We start from the raw sequence: 23,080 nt of genomic DNA, 5'->3' as shown, positions 1-23,080 counted from the left end.
GGCTATTCCAAACGGCGACGGCGGGGACGATTGGTGGCATCTTCATTGGTCGCACCATTCGTGGGGTTGTCGCGAGGCATCCACGGTGGCTGGATGGCGACAGTCGTGGGTGATGCAGATGGGATCTCGCTACCCTCAAGCCGCTGCGATGGTGGCCTCGGCGGCGTCTCGGTGGCGCTCTCCTTCGTGGCGCTTGCAGGCACAGGTGCCGTGCGTAGTGGAGTATTGCTACGTTCCGGTTCCCGAGCGACGGTACGAGCCTCCAGATTTTCCTGGCGGCTGGCATAGAAACGATGACGCAGGAAAAGAAGTGCGGTGTGCACCGTGTGATACGCAGGCACAGTCACACGAAGATCTGTGATCGTAGGAACGTCTGGCGCTTCGAAGTCCAACTCGATGTTGTTTTGCTCGTCGAACTTCACGTCGCCGGTAAGAATGAGGCTTTCGCGCCGGAAACCTGAGCCCTCATTCAAGCGAATCTCCGCGCCAATAGACGTGCCGCGAAGCCACGGCGTCGCCCGATCACCAACGAGAATGAGCCGATAGCGATCACGACCTTCGAGCCGCAGGTTCGAAAAGATGATAGTCATCTCGTCCGCAACGCCCTGAACTCTGGACGGACGCGCTGCCAGTTTGTACAGCGCCTTGCCGCCTCGGTCGAAGATGAAGTTCGTGCTTTCGAGGGATGCACTCTTGCGGAAATCGATGTACTTGCCTTCAAGTGCGCGCTCAAGCTTTTCAAGCCCTACGAGCGACTGGAGCATCTTGCGCACTTCAAGTCCGAGGTCTTCATCGAGCCGCAAAGTGCGACCAAGTTGAAGGGCATGCTTTTGCAGTTCGATCAGTCCTAGCAATTCGCTTTCACCGGTCTCCCGGAGTGTGTCGTAATACTGATGCATACCGGTGGCAAGATCGAAAAAGATAGCAGCAGAGTGCAGCATACGGCGCATACGCCCAAAGAAGTGTTCGGGACTTTGGGTACGATCGAGCAGCTCATACGCGGTGTCCTGCAACTCGAGCACCATACGCTCGGCAAACGCCATAGAATCACGGTCTACTTCTGTTTCGAGTCCGCGCTCTGTGAAGATGACCATGAACTCACGCATGGCACGGTGCAACTCCGCATAGCCGGAGGCGAGGCGATTGATGGCATCCAGAATGCGCCTGGTGCCGGTCATTAGCTCGGAGTGGCCAGCGACCGAAACGCATGCAGGAATAAAACCGGGATCCGCTTCAAAGTACATGCCGGTAGCAGGACGGCGTATACGTCCTACAGCAAGGCCAGTCGCCCGCTCAGCAGCCGTGACGTTGAGAGCAATACGATAGCTGGGAATGCGCTCAGTACGCATCTGCGGATTAAAAGAATCAACGACGCCGTTTGCTTTTATACGTGTTGACGGATCGAGGACAACATAGACCACAGACTCGGCGACGCCTGCGAGTTGCTCTTTCGGAAAACGATTCGAGATGCTGCCGGCCGTCTCGACATCTACGATTGTGCCAGAAGGTGTGATGCCCCGAGCTCGCGACACGGAGATGTCAAGATGCTCTGCCGTTTCACTGAGCGTTACTTCTGGGTCAAAACGTACGGTGCCAAGATCGCTCTCGGGAATTCGTACACCACCGCCTACCAGGCCGTTGCCTGCGGCAAGATAGCGCAAGCCCCACGCCGAAAGCGATTCGAGATACTGCTCCTGCCGCAGAAAATGATCGGGCGTCAGGAGCATGCCATGCTCCCAGTTCACCGAGCGCAGATTCAACAAATTGCGTGCTTCGGGCCGCGGTTCGTTCATGCATTGCTCCAGCTATTAGATTCTTGCGGCTTGTTCTTTTGCGATTCAGATGCTCCAGATACGAGCGACATTCCCATGTGCGTATTGATGCCAAGACGGGCGTTGTGCTCTTTCATCCCGAGACGGGGGGTACGGTTGCGGTCTAGTACGGACCAGCGCACGTCATAGTGCGTAGAGACGGGCATGATCATTTCGAGGGAGCGGCGCAAGAGCGCCATACCCTCTTCACTTTCGGTGTAATGTTCATACATTTCGAGCGAGACTGGGCCAATTTCTATCTGCAAGGTTGCGAGGTCTTCCACCGAATCGCCCATCAACAGATCAACACCGAGACGTGAAGCATGTGTTCCCAGAGAGGAGAGCGCCGTCGAAGGCAAAGCGGAAACCGACGGACGATACGAGAAACTCTGCACTGGGAGATCGAGCAACGCGTGCAGAACAAAGGCACAGCCATCCTGCGAGCAACTGAGCTGCGAGACGCTGGCAACCAGCGAAGCGAGTCGATACCAGAGCGAGCTTGGCCAATCAGAGGCTTTTATGCCGAAGAGCCGCAGCCAGCGGACGCATGCCGCAGGATCTTCCGGCGAGATGCGAAATAGCGGCGCGCCCTCGTGGAACCAGTGCCTCAACTTTTCAAGAGGATCGTCGAAGGGCTCGAGGATCTCGCGTGTGCCCGCATGAGTCTCACCACCGGAGTCCCACATGCCGACAGGAAGCGAATGCGAAAAGCCGAGACCTGCGATATCAAGATGAACAGAGGTATCGGGAAAGATCGGCATGCCGGGCGCGGGCTGTTGACGCACCACCGTACCGGCTGCCACCGACTCTCGGCCCGTGCATCGCACCACGATGCGATGCGGACTGACGCCCAGCGCAGTTAGTGAGGCGAGCGCTGAGTGGATGGAGTGGCTATGTGCGTGGGTGCCTTCGGCGAACGCTGGCATCCGGCGTAGAGGCGCTGCCGGAATACTGGAAGCGGTAGCGGAGGTCAGTTCCATGTGAACTCTACCTCCAGTTCCAGCCCCTGCACGAGACGCGCACCGAGTGAGGCCTCGATCTGCGATTTCAACGCAGGCAGTTCAATCTCGGGTTTCGAAAATGCATGCGAATCTAGCGTGAGCTGCAGACGTTCCACGCGTCGGATGCCTTCGTCTTTACGTACCATACCGGAGTCCGTAATCACGTCGAGAATGCGGCGGTCTACAGCGAAAGCGGCGGTCTCCAGATCTTGACGTGTAACGATGCGACCGCGCGTGAGCAAAGCATCGGCGAAGCGTCTTTCTTTGCTGGCAATGTGTTCTCCATCGGAGCCGCCCGACGCCGCCGTAAATGGAGCAAGCCTAATCCCTGTAAGCGCGGCTGCATTGGCAAAGCTAGTAATATCGCCAGGACCAACACGATTACCAAGCGCACCGTTGGTAAGCCAAAGACGAATATTGGCAGCGGTGTGTGGAGTGCCATTGCTGTGCATGCCGGGGTAGAGCGTCAAACGATTGTTGTGCAGCTCAAAACGACCGGCAGAGGCGTCCGCTCCGGGGCGTGTGGCTGCCTCGTAAGCGTGATTGTCGACACTCATTACAGTGAGTGGAGCCACGAGATACTCCGGTGTGCCACCTTCTTTGACTACAGGAATCGAAATACCATCACGCTCGAAGCGAATCGTCTGGTTGCGCGCGAAGACGTTGGACGCCGTCATGGTGTGCAGCAAAATGCCATTAATCGCGTGATGCAGTGCCGGTATGTTGGGCGGCATCGGAATCTTGATCCACAGACGCGGCTCAGACAGTAAATGACCTGCATCCCGATTGAGAATGCGCGTGAGTGCCGGCTCCAATAGGCGCGGAACGCGGCATAGCAGCGGCTGTCCAGCATGCATTGGGGGAAACAGGTATTGCCGGCCGGTGTAAAACCCGTTAGGAATCGATGGCAGTGGCGCGTCGAGCATGCCGACCGATTCATTGCCACCCAATTGAAACTCCAATTGATAGACACCACCATTGATGCGCTTGGGACGCAGCAAACCTTCGCCAGCAAGATCGCCATCCTCACCAAAGATCCACCATGGTTCATGGCAGAGTGCATGTTGTACCGGATAGGTGCCAGGACCTAATTCAAAGAAAAGGCTGTGGCGATTGAGCAGCCCCGCCGATAGATTTTCAATAGCAATATAAAGAGCCGGCTGAGGCCCGAGACTTACAGGGACTGGGTCAGAGGACGGGCGCATTGCCTGGATCGTGTCACTCATCTCCACGCCTGTAAGCAGACGCAGGGTCTGGTCTTGATAACTGAGCGCGAACGCAATGCGTGCCTGCGAAACTTCGAACGTTGCATCGAGACCGAATGAAAGACGCTCACCAGTTGAGGCAACAGCGTTCAATTCTGTACCCGCGCGAAGCACGCGCGGCTCGCTGAGGTCGTTAATCAGCCGGACCGCCGCTTGTGCCGGTGTCGCGAGATACTGCTGCACCTGCAGGCCGCTCATCAACTCATGGAGTAACGACTGCCGGAGCTGTGCAGTGTCGCTATAGATCTGATCGATCTGCTGTGCCACGGTACGGAAGAGCACGGCAAGCAGCGGATCGGTCGTCTCAGTACTAACACCGAAGTCCTTCACGCGACGGCGGAAGTCGTCGCGCAGCTTGCGATCGATCTCGAGAACATTCGGTGTGTGGCTGCTCATCGGCTTCCTCCTTTCTACGTGGTTCTATGCTTAAGCTATTGCTCGTGTGCGATATACGTGGTGAAAGTCTCTGTGTTTGCGGTGTTTTCGAGCGTGATGGAGTACGTGTCTGTCTCACGACCGGGACTTATTTCGCGCACGACTTCGGTGACCGTATAACCATCGATTCCAAGATCTTCAAATGTTTCGTTGATACGTATGGCGGCAAGCCGTGCCACATCAGCACGCTGCCGGCTGTTCTCGAATAGATCGCGCAACCCAAATGTTGGACATGCAATCCAGGATCCAGCGGGTGTACGTGCCATCATCTGCAGAAGCGCGATGATCGAAGCGGCTTTGTCGTCGCGAAGCAGAAGCCCGTTTTCCTGAAGTCGCATCGGGAAAGCGATAGATTGCACTCGGTTAACTCCGTATATTTGAAAAGTACGAACTTCAGGGCCCGGAGCATATCGCCCCGGGCCCTGAAGGCACGACTCTAGTTGCTGAGTGAGATGTCCCGGAAGTTCTGCTGGTTCATCTGTGCTTCGAGATCAAGCACCAGAATGTGGTTCACGCCAGCGTGGTCTTCGCCGCTGAGTTGCGTGTCGCTCTGGTAGGGATTGAGGGTGTGGAAACCGCTGATCCAGCCATTGAAGCTATACGAGGCCAGTGAGTCCTGATGCGCATCGTCCTTCCAGAATTCGAGCTTAATCGGCTTTACCTTATCCTTTGTCACCACGTTCGACAGGCTGAAGAGATTGCTCATGGTGGAAAAGGGGATGTTGGTATCGTCATGGAAATCGACGTACACGCGGATGTCAGTAGCCAGGGAGCCCATCTGGGGCATGCCGGCGCGGTCTTTGTCTGTGCTAAAAGCTACTGAGATAGAAAGGCAATCGAACTTATTGCCGTCTATGGTGCAGGTGCTACGAGAGGGAGTTGCCATGGAATCGATCCTTTCGGGTGGCCCGGCTCGGGGTATGAATGCGTAAAGGCACTACGAAGCGCGAAGCTTAGTTGCTCATCTGTACAGCCTGGAAGTTCTGCTGATTCAATGCAGGCTCGATGTCGAGGACCAGCATGTGATTCAGGCTGGGAGCAGCGCCTTCGGCCAGTGCGTCTTCGGTGGTGATGGATTGCGCCTTCGGAAGGAAGTCGAGCGGGTTAGAGGTTTCAAAGCGACGAATCCAGCCGTTGAAGCTATAGGAGATCAGCGCATCCTGCTGCGAGTCATCCTTCCAGAACTCGATCTTGACGGGCTTGATCTTGTCGCGGGTCACTACGTTCGATAGATCGAACAGATGTTTCACTGTCGAGAAAGGGAGGTTCTGATCGTCGTGGAGATCGGCCCATACACGAATCTTCGTGGCGAGCGAACCCATTTGGGCAACGCCGGAACGGTCTTTTGCGGTGTTGAACTTCACACTGGTTGTCACTGCCTGAAACTTCTGGCCATCGATGGTGACAGTTGTGCGGTATGGACTTGCCATAGGTTGCTCCTTAAGGGTGAGAGTTGGGGTTTGGCGTAAGACAGTTTAGGACTTATCGGTTGTATCGCCCGAAGAAAAAAGCGACTGCACCAGCGTTTGGAAACGGCTCGCGGCAAGATTCAGCGGACCAGCGCGAGACTGTTCGGGATTGCTGCCTCGTTTTTCGGAGGGCAGCATCTCGGGCATGCATTGTGCCGCTGATAGTTCGGGCCGCGCAGGTGCGTCAGCTAGCGGCGCTGGCGCACCTGCACTATTCAACACGCCCCGTGTGACGGACGTATTACGAGTTACCGTTCCGTTTTGACCGCGCAGAGCAAATCCTGCAACGGTTGGAGTCGAATACCCGCTGGCAGCCCTTTCTGCTTCGGCTGCGCGCGCAGCCGAGCCAGCCTCCGGAAGGACGAGCCGTCCAGAGGCAGAGTCAAGACTGTTTTCATCTTCTGCATTACGTGCTGCAGAGCCAACACGCGGTACACCTATCTGAAATCGCACCTGGTTCATCGCAATCCACCTCGTCGTGGGGCCTAATTCTTTGCGGGCTCCTGCCGGCTGAACTCTGGTACATCGATTTTGAGCACGAAGGTTTCAGCAGGTCCAGTTGGCATCACGTTCAGCGTGATGTCGCAGATGCCCTGCATACGCTTGTTGGAATCCTTATCGACAAACAGGTCATAACCAAGGATCGTGCCCTGCTCTACCTGCTCGTCTAACAGGCGCTTCAGCGGTGTTTCGATCTGCTGGTCCATGAAGTCCCGCGTCAGCACTTGGCCCGCGACCTGCAGCAGGTAGTGACGGCAGCAGCGTTCCAAGTATCGCAGAATACGATATGAAGTAAAGAACTTGAGCACTCCATACGGATCGTCAGCCTGGGTCCGGCAACCGTAAAAACACAGGTGATTGTCTGCATCACGGATGATGGGGATCAGCTGTCGTTCCATGGAGAGATGCTCCATCTGTCCGATAAGTGGTTCTATCCGTGCTTTAGCCGCGCCGTTGACTCTGCCGAATCGTGAACCGACGGGACCCTGCGCCATACCCTGCGCGTCGTCCGCCCGCGCAACCGCACCCGCAAAAACCATCGAAGGTGGGCTGTAGAGGCCATCGCTTACATCGCTATTCTTTTCGAACCAGTGAGCTGAACGCACCTGCAAATAACCCATCAGGCAAACATCCGCCGCCGCCTGGTCTTCGGGCCGTTTAAGGAACTCATACTTACCGCCGGGCAGGAAATTGCGCTCAACGTTTTTGAAGGACGTCTCGTCATCAAGATCGCCGATCAGGAGCATACCCCAGGCGTTCGCTATTTGCTCAAATTTCTCGCGAATGGACTGTGGGTAATAGCCGGGAATGACAAGGTTACAGATGTCATCACGGAAGTTGAAGTTATCATTGCGCTGAACAATAAAGTGTTCAAGCGCCGCAATGTTCATCGAGAAGATGTCCTGCATCGCCTTCGGATCGGCGTTGAGGATGAAAAGCTCGACGGGTTTGCGAATCTTACCGTCGCCCACCTTTGAGTTTTCGAAGAAGAGCTGGATCTGGCGGTACGAGAGTTCTATAGGCCGGATCTGATCGAATATCTGCGCAAGCAGTTGATCGCGTATGCCTTCGGCACTGTCGATCTGGCCCTGAAGCTTTTTGACAGTCTGCTCGTAGCTATCGTCAGCGCTGATTAACTGCTCGAAGTTTGTGAGCTGGCCGAGGAACTCTTTAGCCGACTGAGCGGAAAAGATGCTCGCAAGATCACGCTTCTCGTTGGTGAGACCGGGGTGAAGGTCAGCGAAGATATCCTGAAGCAATTCGCGAGCCGGACTGTTACTCAAAATCTGCTCGGTTGTGCGATTCAATGTGGGTGTCTCAGCCATGGTTTACTTTTCCCCCTCTGCAACACGCTCGAGTTCGGTGCGCAGCTTGCCAAGTGCATTGACAATTTCCTCACGCTGACTGGCATTGCCCCACGCGCGTCGCACCGCAGGCAGCTTCCAGCGATCTTTTAACCGATAGAGTAAGTCAATGTTTTGCTTCAAGTCAGCAAGATCGTTACGCAGGAAATGGGATGTACCATCTGCTCCCTTGGCCTCCTGGCGCTTTTGCAGATTCTCAGGATCGAAGTCCTTGATAGAGCGGAACTCGAATTCGGAGCGGAACTCCGTCTCCTCGGGACCAGCATAGCCCCGAAAGCTCAGTTTCGGTTCGAACTTCCGAAACGCGTCGCCGAGGTCCTCTACCTTCGTAAGGTCTTCCGTTTCGGATACGGCTTCGCCACTAACGCGATTCAGCGTCATGGGAAGCATAGCGGCAGCCGTCGAGGTGGGGACCTTACGAACGGCGGGTGTAACTCCTTTTCGAACAACTTTTATCAGAGGCATACAGGGTCTCCTATTTCAACGAGTTCTGATCAAAAGTAAGGCGTGTGCGGGAAGCTTCGCTACGCGGTTGAACTTGTGTCGTCTGTGCAGCGGAACGGCGCAACGGACTGGCGGATTCGAGTTCCGGTGTAAAGCCTGCGGGAAGGCTGGAGGTAGAACGTACCTGCACGCCGGACGCAGAGGTAACCCCCGAGCGGTCGCTGCTCCAACGTCGGGAACGGCCAGGAACGGAACTCGAATATTGTTCACCCCAAATCAAACGCGGCACCCAGAACCATAGTATGAGCAAGATAACCGCTGCGCCCAGATAGAGCAACAGGTGGACGAGAACACTCGACCAACCAGACGTCGCGGGAGGATGGGTAGCGATCAACGCCTGTAACTCCTCCGGTGAAGCTCCACGGTCATAGACTGGGGCATTCGTGGCCGGAACAATGAGGCGAAGAGGGTCACCCAGAAGTACCGACCCATCCTCCAGTTGCAGGCGCGGTGTCCAGACCTGATCATGGCCCATCAGGGCGACTCGATTGGCTTCCGGTAACGGCCAAGTGAGCTGGATGGAATGACTTACCGCCGAACGGCTAACATGCAGAGCTGCAAGTAGTTGCGCGGCGTCCGCCGCATAATAGAAGCGCTTCGTGAGGCTTTTCAATGCATCTGCATCGATGTCCTTCTGGTCGCCAAAGCCGATACCGATCGTATCCAAGTGCGAGACCTGCACTTGCTCCACAGCTTGCTGCAGACCATGGTCACCGTTCAATAACCCCGGATCGTCGCCAGGCTCCACTTCATTCTTACCGTCAGTCATGACGATCAGATGCGGCTGTAACTCCGCAGCAGTCACGCCATCATGCTGCAAAGAGGCGAGTTCACCCTTTAGTGAATCTACTCCGGAGAAAACGGCCTGATAGAGCGCCGTATTGTTCTTAGGCCCCGGTGAGCGCAACGCATTAAGCTGTGCCAGGGCTTCGACTCGATGTGTCGTAAAAACCGCAGACCGGATGGTTGAGACTACATCGTGACTCTCGAAGGGAACGATCGCAACGCGGTCTGAACCGTCCTGCATCCCCGCCAGAAACTGCGCGATGGCACTCTTGAGCGCTTCAAATCGAGAACGGCTGCCCGCCATCGGCTGGTTCATGCTGCCGCTGATATCGACGAGCATCAGGACGACGTTCGTGTGCTGACCAGCATCAGGGCCTAGTCCAGCACTGACGTAGAACGGCTTCATGTCCCCGGATGCGCTTTGCAGCGTAAACGCATCAGTCAGTTGCGATGCTTGAGGCAACACGAAGGGTGCGGGCTTGCCTGCCGAATCGCCTGGTGTAACGGCAGCGGACATGCACGGAGACTGCATTACAGGAGCGCAATCCACCAGCTGGGGCGGAGATGTCAGCAGCAATCGGGACGGCTTAGGAAGCTCCTGCGCGCTAGCAAAGGTTGCTGCGGCACAAACGAGAACTGCGAGATGTTTGATGATCTTCACGCTATTCTCCTTGCTTTCTGCTTTCGAAGCGGAGAGCGGTGCGACCGATCAGAAGGTCATCGGTAGGATGCAGCTCCTGTGAGCTGACAACCGTTTTACCTTTGATGCGAAGAACATACTTCGATATGCCTTCCGGACCGGACGCATCCGGGTGCCGTGCAATAAAATAACGACCGCCTTTATGAAAGATAACGGCATGACGCGGCGCAACGGAAGAGTCAGGAATGCAGATGTCCGCACCTTGCTGAAAGCGGCTTCCGCCCTGTGCTGTCGGCGCGCTGCCGAGAACATAGGATTCATCCATATCAAGGTCCCAGAGCGTTTTGTTTTTGCCAAGTTTGTTCTGTGCTCGTGCATCGCCGGAACTAATGAAACGCATGATGCCTTCGCGCACCAGTACAGGAGCGATGCCGCTCCCAAATCCTATTCCCGCTCCTGCCAGCATCAGGCTGCACATGGAGATGCCGGCAGACAAATGCGGAGTGAAGAGGATGAAGACTAGTCCCCCCAGCAAGCCACCAGCCAAGCTACCGGCATAGGTGTGGAGAACGCGCCCGCGATTGCTTCTCGCCCAACGAAGCCCAAGGCCAAGGCCGATGAGGGAAAAACAAAAAGCCCAAACTGTCACACGATAAAGCGTGGGGGATGTGGAGGCAATACTGGTTCTAAGTCCGTATGCGAGCGCAGCAGCGGCAGCGGCTGAAAAAGCGCCAAAGAGAAATCCAAATCCTATGGAGGACGCGCGGATCTTACCCAAAAGTACGCGATCGAAGTGAAAATACAGCAACAAGCCGACCAAGAGGCCAAAGACTATTAGCGTGATGCTATCCGGCAGCCATCGCAAGCCGGTGTTTGCCATAGGTATCGACAGTAGAACAGTGCATAGCGATGCGAGAAGGCCACCTATTGCACCAATCAATGTTGAGAAATAAAGCCCACGATAAATACTCATCTTGCCAATCGGAAACCGGGGTCAATTCGACAGAGATACCAAGCTACTCTATGTTCGGTACTATTCTGTGTTGTGTAAAGTGTATTGGAAGTATAAGAAAGGCATAAGGTTGTATTCGAAAATTATCAATTAAATATTGAGGACGCCCAGCGTTTTGGGGGCACACATCCTGTAGTTCTATCGGGGAACGCTTGAAAGGCTTGAATTTAGCGGTAATTGGGGCTGGCGCGCTCGGCTCCGAAATATGCAGAATACTGGCCGAAAACGCCTTTCTGAATGTTCTAATAATCGATCCTGATTGCCTCGAGCCACGCAATGTCCCCCTTAGCTCACTGTATGGGGACGTTTTTTCCACATGCGGCGCTGGGGTCTTTGCGCACTTCAAAGCAGAGTTACTCGTTGATGCGATCTGGAAACAGTATGCGCTGGCGTGGAACGGTATTGCAGCAGAGATCGCTGATGTTGGTCTTGGCAGGCTGGCGGCATGTGATCTTATTATCTCCTGTACTGACAGCACCTTAGCTCGGCTAGAGACCTCAATCGCAGCTCGTATATTGGGCTTGCAGATGTTGGACGGCGGAGTAATGGGAGAAGGTATCGCAGCTGGACGGGTATCCTGGTTTTCGCCAGCGCGTGAAGCTGCCTGCTACCTGTGTGGTATCTCAGAGATACGGCGTGCAGAGCTGCTGTCATATGCCGTTTCTACATCCCTGGGCTGCAGATTGGTTGAGGAAACGTCCAACATGACCGGCACGCACGATGCTTTGAGAGAAACAGCAGCAACCATGTTTCGATTGATTGAGGCGTTTTCTGTAGGTGGGCGTCCTTTCGAGAACTCCTTTTCTACTCGCCTGGACGGTAGTCGTGCCATGGAGCCATGGATTCATAAGGACCTGAAACTGCCTCGAAGCGTTAGCTGTCCATGGCACGACGTTCCCGAAGGCGAGTGGCTACCCTTGGCTTACGATCGACCGATTCGAGAAGCATTGAGTGGAAACGACTTACGATTACAGACGGTTTGGCCACAATGTTTGGAGGCACGCTGTCGTCTGTGCGGCCACCGCACTTTCCCAAAAAGGCGCGTCGCCCTGATTCGTCGTAAAACAGTCTGTACGCAGTGTGGCGCCATCGGCAGTTGCGAGCCTACTAAGATAGTCAGCAGCCTCGGCAGTGGGGATACGGCCTCGGATTTCACCCCGCGGCAGCTTGGATTGCCTGAACAGCATCTATATCAATTCCGTCGTACTTTTGCTCCTGTCAATGATGAGGAAGGAAGTTGATGAACCGGTCGCTTGAACGTTTTGCGCTGCTTGCCGGTGTGATTATTCTGCTCTGCTCCGCGCAATTCGGCGCCTGCCTGGCCGGCGGGCCTGTTGCGCTGCCGGTCGCGTTGCTTTTAAGTGTTGGAGTTACGCTGTTGTGGGCGCACTTCGATCTTTCTTCGGATCGCCCATGGCTACCGCCATTAGTGTGCGCCGGAGCCGTGCTATTGAGTGTTCTTCTGGCAGAGTTCTCCTTCCGCAGTGACTTTGCCGAGTGGTTCAGTTTTCTGTTCGCTGCGGCGGGCAGTGGACTAACCATGTTCGTATTACTGCGTAGCCGGGTACGTTGCGCGTTGTGCAACCGCCGTCTGGCAACGCAGGCCTTGAGCTTTAAATGTCCACGTTGCCACATGCAGGTCTGCGATGAGGCCTGCTGGAGTTTTGAGCACAGACGTTGCACCCTGTGTCTGGAACAGCGCGTTCCCGTATTGCCCACGGGAGAAAAATGGTGGACGCGGGTCGCAGGTCCTCGCTCCGCCTATGGACGTTGCCAGATTTGCCTCGGCTCTGCCGAGCAGGTAGATTTGCGGATCTGTCCGCACTGCCGTCGTCCACAATGTCGGGAGTGCTGGGACTTTAATAATGGGGAATGTCAGCGTTGCGGTACAGCTCTTCCCGATTTACCTGCATCGCTTACTATGACGGTGGTACAAACTACCGAGAATATTGAGATCCATGGTGCGTAAATATACCGCGCCCAACCCTGAAGGTGAATGAGCCTGCTATGCCCAAATATCAGATCTATTTCGAAACAATCAGCGGCGAGACAAAGTACAGCGTTGATATCGACGAGGGAGAGACCCTCAACATGGTGTTAGAGGAAATCCTCTTCGACCTGCGCGAACGCGGGAATGTGCTCAAGGGCGAAGGAGAGCCCGAGGTGATCTGGAATGGATCTAGTCTCGATTTCGCTGCGCCTTTAGCACAGCAGGGCGTACGCCCGAACGATGTGTTGCGTGTCTCCACTGTGGCTACTAATGGATAGGCTGTGACTAACTTTGAGAGAAGACTGCAAGCAGAATGGGAGCTGCTGCAGAGGCTTGCACGGTTGAATCCGAGCAGGCTTACTGACCTCTCAGTAGAGGACAGGCTATTTCGTTTGACTCTGCGTGAAACGTCTGCCCGGCTGGCGCGCGCTATACCCGATGGGCCGGTCACCGTACACCATTTGCGCGTAATCTATCCAACGTACTTTCCCGCCGTACCACTAGAGGTTTATGTAGACAACGCTTTCTGGCACCCTAATGTCCATCCTGAAACAGGCTTTGTTTGTATCTGGGAGCAGCACCGGGTCGACCACACCGTCGAGCATGCTTTGCATAAAGTGGTCGCTATGGTGGGTGGGCGTTTATACAATCGCGAGGCACTGCATGTGATGCAACCAGGGGCGTTGGACTGGATAGAACAATGGAACGACGGAGACCTCACTCGTGATCGAGTAAAACCACTTATAGGCGTCGCGCATGATACCTTTGCGCTGGATCGCTTTGCGGCGGATCAGGGAATACCAAAAAGGAGACGACGGCTGTCGTGATCGCTTTAGGGATAAACCGAGCAATCGCTGCACCATCGACCGGGGACAATGGTTCGGACATCCCCGACATTGCAGCACGCCTGCAGATCATTTTTGGCAGCCGCTTTGAAGTACTGCAACCCATTGCCATCGGCGGCATGGCGACCATTTTTCAATTGCGCCACCGTCTGCATCGAGGCCTGTTTGTCGCGAAGGTGCTGCACTCGCGACTCGCCAGCAAGCCTGGGATCATCCGCAGCTTTCGCGCGGAGGCGGCTCATGCTGCGCGTCTTGGTGGTCATCCGAATGCTGTACCCGTCTTCGATTTTGGCGAACTGGACGGTCTGTTCTTCATCACAATGCCCTATATCGAAGGCGAGGACGTCGATAAGCTGCTACAGCGCACTGGTTCACTATCTCGCTCCGAGACACTCAACTTTGCCGCACAGATCTGCAGTTTATTGTGCTTTGCCGAGACTGAAGGAATCGTTCACTGTGATCTGACCCCTGCTAACTTTCGACTTGATATCTTCGGACGGTATCGCTTGTTTGATTTCGGAATATCGCACTCAGAGGCTTTCGGTCCTGAACGCTCTTTTATCGGCGGCACTCCCCTATATACCAGTCCTGAACAATTGCGCGGCGAGACTCCGGATCTCCGCAGCGATCTCTACGCACTCGGCGCAATCCTCGCAGAGATGCTGACAGGAAAACCGTTGTTCCATGCCGAAACGCTGACTGAGATCGACCGAAAACATCTCAATGGAGACTGGCAACTACCCTCTGTCGTGAAGGATGACAAAGGAATAGGACGCTTACTGGAAAGATTGCTTGCGACCAGACGCGAAGATCGCTTTCAAAGTGCCTTTGAGGTGTCGGGAGCTCTAGATGGTCTCGGTTTTTCGCGGCCTGAATTTCGAGATTGTCCAGCTTTGCATACCGTATCGAGGGCGCCGGTTCAGATCGTTCGCCGTACTCGCTTAAGCGCCGACTAAATTCTGAATCCCCTTTCGTGAGCCTCCAGCCCGTCGTTTCCTAACCCACCGTTTGCTTCAGATTCTTAGCATTGACTTCCAGACATTACCAGACAAACTGGATTGGAGCTGCGCTCTTCGCTCAGCACTATACTGATGTGCCTAACTTAGCGAGCTCAGCATTGGCAAAGATAAAAAGAACGAGTTGCCATGAGATTGAACGCAAATACAGGAGAGTCATCCACTACAAAGATGATGATCGCTGGCCTCTCAAGCTGCTCTGCCATGCAGCTAAATATGCATCCTCAAAGTCCAGGGCCACAACAAGATTCAAAGGTTAGGTTGCCCATTTCTATTCAATCCAAACAATTACGACATGTAGTCAGACAAGCACTGGGAACGCACCTCTTCTGCCCATCACTGAGAGCGACTAACTCGCAGACAGCCTTCAGACGTTCTTCTTATCGCTCAGTTCCGCGATCGAATCGGCAATAGCCCAAGCCGCGCCGACAAGCGCGAGGTTCACCGCATTCCCTGCCCACACCATGTGTGTCTCAGGAAGAGTGAAGAGTTGAGGCGCCCAAACAAAGACGCCGAACCCGATGAGCATTGCAGTGAACAATCGCGCAGCAAGAAGCGCCTGAACTCCTGAGACAATGGCGATCCCTGCCAGAACATGAGCTGCGCCCGTGGTGAGCGCCCACATCCTCTGTCCTGGTGGAATCCACCGCGGGACCATTGCTGCGGTCTCGGACAGATACACGAAATGTGCCACGCCAAAGGCGATGGCACAGACGCCGAATATGATCCGGCCTAGCAGGGCCAGCCGCGCAGCAAGCGCTCCCCCTTGCGGATCGAGCGACGCATAGATCGCGAGTCCTCCCATAACGAGGGCAAGCTGCTCGGCAGTTCCAGACCAAGTGCCGAATATGTGTGGGGAGGCTACAACTTGGCGCAGCCAGAAGAGGGTAAAGATCGAGTAGAGACACATCAGCACAACGCTTCCTACGCGGGCTGTTCGGCGCCCTTGCATCGCGACGCCCGCTGCCAGGAACGCAATGGCGACGATATACGCTAAGATCTTACGTCCAGGCATACCGTCCGGAACAGGCTGCCATACCGCAGCAAAATCGTCCCACCACAGTCCGACGAGACCGAACACGATGGCGGCGATTCCGTAAACGCGACTGCCCAGTTTGATCATTTCGGAGTAAGTGTAAGCGGAAATCTATGAATTTACGAGGAGATTTAAATCTCCTTACCCAAGGAGACACCTTAACCTGCGACCACTATCTCAGGTGAAAATCTCATGAGTAGCATTCGGAGCTATATCCAGGCAGATGAACGATGAACTCCTCGCTGGTTACTTGTGTTCTACATCTGCAAGCTGCTAGACTCACGCTCACAATATATCTTTGAGGGAGTTGGGTTGGCATACGTGGATACTTCAGCAACCACGAAGTGTGACGCGCCTTCTGCCGAGCAATGTCAACAGCAGATCCACCGAATTATTCACTCCACTACCTTTCGAAATGCCTTAACACTGCAACAGTTGTTTCAGTTTGTAGCCGATAAGGCGATTACTGGAACTACGGAAACTCTTAAGGAATACACGATCGGCGTAGAGGCCTTTGGGCGGAAGCAGGATTTTGATCCTAAAACTGATCCTATCGTCCGAGTTCAGATTCACAGACTAAGGCAGAAGCTGAAAGAGTATTACGATGCCGAAGGCAGCCATGACCCTATCGTGGTTGAGATTCCCAAAGGGCATTACCTTCCGAGCTTTGAAAGCATTACAGCTCGAGCGACTGAGCTCAATGATGTTACTACCCCAAAATCGGATACGACCGTCTCCGGTGAAACTCGACTTTTTGAACACCAGGTTGAGGGTAACGGCCCCGTCCTGCCTGCCCAAAAACAGTTGGGCAGATGGTTTTCTTCCACCCATGCAGTAATCGCCACGGTATGCATTGTCCTCTTTGCCACAGGCATCTGGGTTGGGAGCAGACAGCTGCGAAACAGTACTGGAGTCGAAACTGGTTCCTCCAATCCAGAATCAGCTCTCGGCAAGTCGACCGATCCGGTGAAAGTATTTTGGGCGAGCTTTCTCGGCAATGATTCAGCTCCCGTCATTGGGTATCCGGATGCAGTCTTCCTTTTGGACGACTCCAATGACCTATTCCGATTCCGCCAGGGAGCGAGCGATAGCCGAGGCGCTCGGGTCGACCCACACCTGGCGCGGGAGCTCGCCTCAAACCCATCACTTGTTGCCAAAGCTGGCCAGCTCTACTACGAGAATGGATACACAGGTACCGGTGAACTCCAAGGTGTCGCGATGTTGTCGAACCTTTTTGGGCAGATGGGGGTGAAAGCAACCATCAAACCCAGTCGCGACATCACTCCTGATGATCTCAAGCAACATAACGTCATTTTGCTTGGGTCTCCGTTCCAGAATATTGCCGTCGCTCAACTCCTTACCATGGGAGAGTTCACCTTCGAGAACCCCGATTCTCGACACGAACAGTGGAGAGCTCAAATTCTGAATGCTCATCCCCGAGCAAATGAGGCTGCGACCTACCATACGGAGCGCGACCCGACGACTCAGGTATTGAAGACAGATTACAGCGTCATATCCATACAGCCCGGCGTTGTTCCAGGAAGATATGTCGCAGTGTTGGGCGGTCTGGACACCAAAGGCACTGAAGGTGCAACGATGTTCGCAACTTCAAAGCCAGGAGTTGAAGAATTGTCCAAGGCATTAGCAGCCTCTGGTGAATCCACCGCAAAAGGCGATACACCGGTGTTTCAGGCCCTGGTACGTGTCCGTCTTGAGAAAGGCTACCAGGTCTTGGAAGCCAATCTGATGGCAGTACACAAGCTCCACTCTCAGAATGCTAGCGGAGTCGGCGGCGCAGTTCCCCAGACATCTGCTCATTAGCTGAAAAACTTCTAGCAACATCACGTTTGAAAAATTCCTCTGTCGCTTCTCGGTCAAAGCGACAGAGGGCGCCTGCGCGCTTACTAAATGTCTTCTACACCCCCAAAAAATGAAGCTCTCCCCAAGAGCTGCGTAACGTGCGACAGCACACCCCACGCTGAACCGTCTAAGTTGCGTCGAAATCTCGGTGTAACACGCCGTGTAACGTCGATGAAACATCTGCAAACCCCGCGTGCAACAAGTGTGTTTCAGATCTCCGTATCCCTCCCGTAACTAGACTGTCGTTGCCTTGTCCCGCTACCGTTTGCAGCGTTGATGAAGGGGCCATTTTTGCAAGGATGCAAGTTTTGTCTCGGGCTGCACGAACCACGAGGTCTTAGGTAAGGTGCTCCGCTCTCTCACGGCCGCACGTGCCCTGAAAGACCTGGCTGGGAATGCTCGATGACAAGTGCACAGTGAAGTCACAACGAATGAAGAAGAAAGCCCTAAGGAGGCTTTATGCAATCTGAAATTTCAATTTATAAAAGGACCGCCAAACTCAAGCGGCTAAAAATATTCTCTGGCAAACTGTTGCCCCTATTTTGCTTGCTCACGATCTCATCTGTAGCTTTTTGCCAAGGCGTCAGCGGGCACATCGTCGGGACGGTCCACGACGCGACCAACGCGGTGATACCAAACGCACAGGTGACAGTCACTAACCAGGACACGGGTATCGTCACCCGCACCAAGTCCAACGCCTTCGGCGAATACCGCTCAGACAACCTGCAGCCCGGTACCTATAGGGTCAAAGTCGACGCACCCGGCTTCCGCGAGACGATTTCGACCGGAAATATCGTAACGGTCGACAACAACAACCGCGTCGACGTTAATATGCTGGTCGGCACATCGGATCAGACGGTTGAAGTGACGGCGTTGAACCCGCTGGTCGATACCACCGGATCCTCCCTCGGCGAAGTGATGAACGAGCATGACATCCAGAGCCTTCCCTTGAACGGGCGCATTTACTCGCAACTGATCGTCACCGTTCCGGGTGCCGTAGCGAGCGGCTGGTCGAGTGCGCCGGAAGCGGCCGCTGGCGCGGGCGCGCAAACGGCCATCACGGCATCGGTGAACGGCCTGCCCTGGGCAGGCACGACCTACACGCTGGACGGCGTCAGCGATATGGAATTGCTGAACGCCTTCATGACGGTCACGCCACCACTGGACGCGCTCCAGGAAGTCAAGGTTTCAACGGCAAACTCCGACGCAACCGTGGGTGTATACGGCGGCGCGCAGGTAAATGCCGTAGTGAAGTCCGGTACCAACAAATTCCATGGATCGGCATACGAATTTTTCCGCGGCGACTCGCTGAACGCCACCCAGTGGGATGCAACATCCAAAGCCCCGGATCGGTCCAACCAGTTCGGTGCGTCGTTCGGCGGCCCAATCATTCGGAATAAAGCGTTCTTCTTTGCCGACTACCAAGGCCTGCTTCTGAACAACGGTGTTTACTATACGGGATACACGATGCCAACGGACCTGATGAAGCAGGGCTACTTCCTGACCAGCCAGTTTCCAGCAATCTATGACCCGCAGACACAGGCTCCTTTCCCGATCGTAAACTCATCTCAGGGGCCGGCTTACCAAATCCCCACATCGCGGTTCGATCCCGTAGCGGCGAATATGGTCGGCTCAGCCAACATCTGGCCTGAACCCACTTCTCCCAACGTCAGCGTCGCCAATTACAGTGCCAGCAATACTCAGGCTGACGACACCCATCAATTCGATGCCAAGGTCGACTATCAGTTCAGCGACAAAAATCGGATCTTCGCGCGCGAGTCGTATCAGCATCGCAATCTGACAGCACCGTCGCCGGGCACGCGCTGGATTAGTATCAGCAACGTCAATTCGCAAAACCGCATGCATAATGCAGCTGTTGGTTACGATCACACCTTTTCGACAACCGCGACCAATGAACTGCGTTTCGGTTTCAATCGTTTCTATACGGTGGACTATGGCAACGATTACCTGACCAACGAGAACACAGCGCTCGGAATTCCGAACGGCAACGTCGACCAGTTCCCGAATGCCACCGGACTTGCGATTATCGATGCCGGCAATATTGCGCAGACAGGCTCGCAGGGTTATACCGATGCACACCGCATCACCAACATCTACCAGATCACGGACAACTACACCAAGGTGCTGGGCAAACACACCCTCGTCTTTGGTGAGGACTACCGTCGTCTACAGGCGTCGTTGACGAACGCGAATCAGAGTGGAAACGGCCAATTCAATTTCAGCACGGATTACACCAGCAGTTGCGCCGGAAATGCCAATTGTTCCAAGTCAACCGGTGGCAACGAATTTGCCAGCTTTCTGTTGGGACTTCCCTCATCCATCACCCGTGGCTTCGTGAACACTGACCCGGCGACCCGTGCCAATCTCTGGGGCATCTATGGGCAAGACACGTACGCAGTTAGCAGGCAACTGACGCTGAATGTCGCCGTGCGCTGGGATGTTGTGACCCAGCCCGTTGACAAGTTCAACCGCCAGTCAAACTTCGACACGACCACAGGTCTGCTCGATATCGCAACAGCGAACAATCGCGCTCCCAACGTGGACAACTACTACGGCAATGTCGATCCCCGGATTGGGTTCTCGTATTCACCCAATAATGGCAAGACCGCGATCCGCGGGGCCTTTGGCATCACGACATTTACCGCCAACGGTGGTGGCATCGGTGGAAGCCTGGAACGCAACTTCCCGTTCTTCGAGCAATACTCCGTGACCCAATCGTCTGCCTATACTCCATGGGCAACTATGGGGGGTGCCGCTGGCGTCAATCCAGCCTACGCGGACTACTATCACGGTCTGCCGGCTTTCGTGCCACTGTCCACGGCCGCACCCGTCACTCCGCAACCTAATTCGACCGCATCGTTGATGTCGCTACACTTCCGTCCCGACAACGCCAATGCGTGGAACTTCGGTATCCAACAGCAACTCACTGCAACCACTGCCTTCAGCCTGACATACGTCGGAACCAAAGGCTCGCACATCTTCAGGGAGCGGAATATCAACACTCCGCAGCCGGGACCGGGCGCGCAGGCGCCGCGGCGTCCGTTCTACGATCTGTCGCCGAACGTTTCGACACTCAACTATTACGGCTCCGACGGCAAGTCGAACTACGACGCGCTGCAGGCTGAATTCACCAAGCGGATGTCGCATGGCCTCTCCGGCCGTATTGCATACACCTGGTCGAAAGAGCTGGACAACACGAACGTGTTCGACCCGCTTCCAGGGCAGGACCGCCTGAACTATGGTGTGGGCAACGAACAGGCGCCGAACGTGCCGCAAAACTTTGTGGCCAGTCTTACGTACCAGCTTCCCTTCGGACACGGCCGAGAGTGGCTGACAAACAGCCCCCGGGCAGTAGAGACGCTCATCGGAGGATGGCAGGTTAGCACGATTACCACGCTGCAATCAGGCCAGCCGATGACGATCCACCTTACCTCGGACAACCTGAACAACGGCATGAGCAACCGTGCCAACTCCGTTTGTTCTTCCGTGCGAACACTCGGGAAGACGTCGGAATGGTTTGATACCAATTGCTTCACGACTCCTGCGCTCTATCAGATCGGCAACTCCGGCCTGGATAAGGCTGTCAGCCCTGGCTATGCGGACTCCGACATCTCGTTGTCCAAGACTGAGAAGATCCATAACCAGATGAACCTCGGCGTGCAGATCGACGCGTTCAATGCGCTCAATCATCCCTATCTGGCGCACCCGAATACCACTTGCTGCAGTGCCAGCAATCCGTTGTTTGGTGTGATCACTGGCACGAACGGTCCGCCACGCAATCTTCAATTGGGAGCTCATCTTACCTTCTAATACCACGTTGGATCAGGCACTGCCGGTCGCCTCCGTTTCAAGGTGCCGGCAGTTCTTCTTCGACGAACATCGAAAGCGTCGCCGGCGGCATAGCTATATACAAGGGATGAAGGGGAATGAATGGTTGACCGGAGGGGGTTCCTGGCTGCAGTTATGGCTACCGCCGTCCTATCGAAGACAGGTGGGTTTGCGGAAGATTTCATTGGGACAAGAAGGATAGGAAAAAGCCTGGTGCCCGAGGAGCCCTGCAGCAAGCCAAACTATTGGTGCACATGGGCTGCACAAAACTATATGTACGGTCAGAACCTTCCCGACCTCAATCCCGAAGTATTGGAAGGTGATTCAGGAAGTCGCCTGGCTCACAATGCAATGACAGAGGAGACCCTCTTTGGAAAGACAGGATGGGCGGCGAACCTCTTTCCAAGGGTTCGTAAGGATTTATTTTTCCTCCTTGATGACGGTTGGGAGGTTGGAGGCACAGCAACCTTCGAGCTTGATACGAAGAAGTTCCCCTCCTTTACAGGATCCTCTGCTGACCGACTTGGGAAGTTGAACCGGTCCATCCGAGATGCAGGATGGCGTAGTTTAGGCCTGTGGTGCCGTAATACACCAGGGGGAGATGCGGATCGCAGCCTCGAGGCTCATAGTCAATCTGCTGAGATTAAGTATTGGAAGATCGATATAGGCGATCCGACCTTCAATCTGGTGCGGCTCCGCAACGAGACACATATCCCACTTACGTTGGAGCATGTGCACGGCGAATTGCCCGTAAACGGGGACTGGAGAAAGGACGGACGATTCGGTTCGCAGCCCTGGGGTTCCATCCGCATGGAGATCCTGCGACATACGGATGTCTATAGAACATACGATGTCACATCGATCCTGTCTTTGCCGACGACCCTTGACCGAGTCGCCGAGATGCTGAAGGGCGCTGAAGGGCATTCTGAAGTTCGCGGCCTGCTGAACGTGGAAGATGAGGTCTATGTGGCTGCGGCCATGGGATGCACCATGGGGGTTATGCGGCACCCTCTTGTGGGAATGAGACCCGGTAAAGACGTGGATCTATTTTTCAATGGTCCCAGACAAACCAAGAAACGTATGGATGAAGTTGTGCGGGCACTTCGCTGGCAACGGATTGCACCACCATTCTCTCCAGGAGTGGGGTCCGTAACGCTCAGTGATGAGGTACTGACCGACAGCTGGAACTTTGAGAGAGGTCAGACCTGGCAAAACGAGATCATAGGGGCGACGGTGAGGCAAGGAGCCCCAGCTTGTCTTGCTCGCAACTTAAGCCTGCCTTCTGTGAGAGCCAATGGGGACAAGCCGTTTGTCTTCGCGACGAGGTTTCCAAATGGCGCGGTCGCGATTGCAGCGCAGGAGCGGACTCAGGCCGACAAAGGCTGGTATATGCCTGCCTGTGATGTGACTCTGGATATCGGAAACGCCCCTGGACCTTATGGTGTTTTCGGCTATTTTGAGGGCCTGACACTGGTCTCGGATAAACCTTTTCAGGGGAAACGGGTTTTTGCCCAGGACCTGGCAGGTGATGAGGCTATCGATGTCACGAGCCTGGTGCAGATTCGGAGCAAAAATCTATATATCCCCGGTAAAGTGATTCGCCGGGTCGGGCTTCAGAACGCTACGCCAGGAGATCTTTCCGCGCCTGGGCTGGTGGTGGCTATTGGTTGATAGCATGCCATGGGGTGCGTTTTAC

At 54.9% G+C, this 23,080-nt stretch carries 20 protein-coding genes; 8 read left to right on the top strand and 12 right to left on the bottom strand.

Features of this window, described 5'->3' with window-relative positions; all coding sequences use genetic code 11:
* Positions 1-2: 2 nt before the first annotated feature.
* From GSQ91_RS14240 to GSQ91_RS14190, 11 genes are all read right to left on the bottom strand, one after another.
* Positions 3-1,793: a type VI secretion system baseplate subunit TssK gene (locus tag GSQ91_RS14240; RefSeq protein WP_158822432.1), complete on the bottom strand. Its 1,791-nt coding sequence runs from the start codon at positions 1,791-1,793 to the stop codon at positions 3-5.
* Positions 1,790-2,791: a type VI secretion system baseplate subunit TssG gene (locus tag GSQ91_RS14235; RefSeq protein WP_158822431.1), complete on the bottom strand. Its 1,002-nt coding sequence runs from the start codon at positions 2,789-2,791 to the stop codon at positions 1,790-1,792. Before GSQ91_RS14235 ends, GSQ91_RS14240 begins: the two co-directional genes overlap by 4 nt.
* Positions 2,782-4,473 carry a hypothetical protein gene (locus GSQ91_RS14230; RefSeq protein WP_158822430.1) on the bottom strand — a complete coding sequence of 564 codons (1,692 nt, stop codon included), beginning with the start codon at positions 4,471-4,473 and terminating at the stop codon, positions 2,782-2,784. Before GSQ91_RS14230 ends, GSQ91_RS14235 begins: the two co-directional genes overlap by 10 nt.
* Positions 4,474-4,508: 35 nt before the next feature.
* On the bottom strand, positions 4,509-4,871 hold the full coding sequence (locus tag GSQ91_RS14225) for a hypothetical protein (RefSeq protein ID WP_158822429.1): 363 nt from the start codon (positions 4,869-4,871) through the stop codon (positions 4,509-4,511).
* A 77-nt stretch (positions 4,872-4,948) separates the two neighbouring features.
* Entirely contained in the window at positions 4,949-5,398 is a 450-nt protein-coding gene (locus tag GSQ91_RS14220; RefSeq protein WP_158822428.1) for a hypothetical protein, read from the bottom strand.
* Positions 5,399-5,465: 67 nt separating this feature from the next.
* A complete protein-coding gene (locus GSQ91_RS14215) occupies positions 5,466-5,942 on the bottom strand; it encodes a hypothetical protein (protein ID WP_158822427.1) in 477 nt (158 codons plus the stop codon).
* 45 nt (positions 5,943-5,987) lie between these two features.
* Entirely contained in the window at positions 5,988-6,443 is a 456-nt protein-coding gene (locus tag GSQ91_RS14210) for a hypothetical protein (protein ID WP_158822426.1), read from the bottom strand.
* Between the two features lie 23 nt (positions 6,444-6,466).
* A complete protein-coding gene (locus GSQ91_RS14205) occupies positions 6,467-7,807 on the bottom strand; it encodes a hypothetical protein (protein WP_158822425.1) in 1,341 nt (446 codons plus the stop codon).
* Between the two features lie 3 nt (positions 7,808-7,810).
* Complete coding sequence (locus tag GSQ91_RS14200; RefSeq protein WP_158822424.1) at positions 7,811-8,311, bottom strand: hypothetical protein; 501 nt, start codon at positions 8,309-8,311, stop codon at positions 7,811-7,813.
* Positions 8,312-8,321: 10 nt separating this feature from the next.
* A complete protein-coding gene (locus tag GSQ91_RS14195; RefSeq protein WP_158822423.1) occupies positions 8,322-9,797 on the bottom strand; it encodes a VWA domain-containing protein in 1,476 nt (491 codons plus the stop codon).
* A gap of 1 nt (position 9,798) precedes the next feature.
* On the bottom strand, positions 9,799-10,656 hold the full coding sequence (locus tag GSQ91_RS14190) for an FHA domain-containing protein (RefSeq protein ID WP_158822422.1): 858 nt from the start codon (positions 10,654-10,656) through the stop codon (positions 9,799-9,801).
* 284 nt (positions 10,657-10,940) lie between these two features.
* Here GSQ91_RS14190 and GSQ91_RS14185 point away from each other — a divergent pair, with 284 nt between their 5' ends.
* The 5 genes from GSQ91_RS14185 to GSQ91_RS14165 are packed head-to-tail and all read left to right on the top strand — an operon-like array spanning position 10,941 to position 14,579.
* Positions 10,941-12,029, top strand: coding sequence for a ThiF family adenylyltransferase (locus GSQ91_RS14185; protein WP_371417112.1), 1,089 nt, complete (start codon positions 10,941-10,943; stop codon positions 12,027-12,029).
* Positions 12,029-12,757 carry a hypothetical protein gene (locus tag GSQ91_RS14180; RefSeq protein WP_158822420.1) on the top strand — a complete coding sequence of 243 codons (729 nt, stop codon included), beginning with the start codon at positions 12,029-12,031 and terminating at the stop codon, positions 12,755-12,757. The genes GSQ91_RS14185 and GSQ91_RS14180 overlap by 1 nt, the downstream gene beginning before the upstream one ends.
* 38 nt (positions 12,758-12,795) lie before the next feature.
* On the top strand, positions 12,796-13,056 hold the full coding sequence (locus GSQ91_RS14175) for a hypothetical protein (RefSeq protein WP_158822419.1): 261 nt from the start codon (positions 12,796-12,798) through the stop codon (positions 13,054-13,056).
* A gap of 3 nt (positions 13,057-13,059) precedes the next feature.
* Positions 13,060-13,605 (top strand): ubiquitin-conjugating enzyme E2, encoded by a 546-nt coding sequence (locus GSQ91_RS14170; protein WP_158822418.1) that lies wholly within the window; start codon positions 13,060-13,062, stop codon positions 13,603-13,605.
* Positions 13,602-14,579, top strand: coding sequence for a serine/threonine-protein kinase (locus GSQ91_RS14165; RefSeq protein ID WP_158822417.1), 978 nt, complete (start codon positions 13,602-13,604; stop codon positions 14,577-14,579). Before GSQ91_RS14170 ends, GSQ91_RS14165 begins: the two co-directional genes overlap by 4 nt.
* A gap of 427 nt (positions 14,580-15,006) precedes the next feature.
* Here GSQ91_RS14165 and GSQ91_RS14160 read toward each other — a convergent pair whose 3' ends face one another.
* Complete coding sequence (locus tag GSQ91_RS14160) at positions 15,007-15,762, bottom strand: hypothetical protein (RefSeq protein ID WP_158822416.1); 756 nt, start codon at positions 15,760-15,762, stop codon at positions 15,007-15,009.
* A 234-nt stretch (positions 15,763-15,996) separates the two neighbouring features.
* On the opposite strand from GSQ91_RS14160, the gene GSQ91_RS14155 reads away from it, so the two are divergent.
* The 3 genes from GSQ91_RS14155 to GSQ91_RS14145 all read left to right on the top strand — a co-directional run bounded on the left by GSQ91_RS14155 (position 15,997) and on the right by GSQ91_RS14145 (position 23,055).
* Entirely contained in the window at positions 15,997-17,496 is a 1,500-nt protein-coding gene (locus tag GSQ91_RS14155; RefSeq protein ID WP_158822415.1) for a hypothetical protein, read from the top strand.
* Between the two features lie 498 nt (positions 17,497-17,994).
* A complete protein-coding gene (locus tag GSQ91_RS14150; RefSeq protein WP_216845252.1) occupies positions 17,995-21,366 on the top strand; it encodes a carboxypeptidase regulatory-like domain-containing protein in 3,372 nt (1,123 codons plus the stop codon).
* Positions 21,367-21,597: 231 nt separating this feature from the next.
* On the top strand, positions 21,598-23,055 hold the full coding sequence (locus GSQ91_RS14145) for a hypothetical protein (RefSeq protein ID WP_158822413.1): 1,458 nt from the start codon (positions 21,598-21,600) through the stop codon (positions 23,053-23,055).
* The last annotated feature ends 25 nt before the right edge of the window (positions 23,056-23,080 follow it).

The organism is Granulicella sp. S156 (genome assembly GCF_009766105.1).
Taxonomy (GTDB): Bacteria; Acidobacteriota; Terriglobia; order Terriglobales; family Acidobacteriaceae; genus Granulicella.
This window is presented reverse-complemented; position numbering and strand designations above follow the sequence as displayed.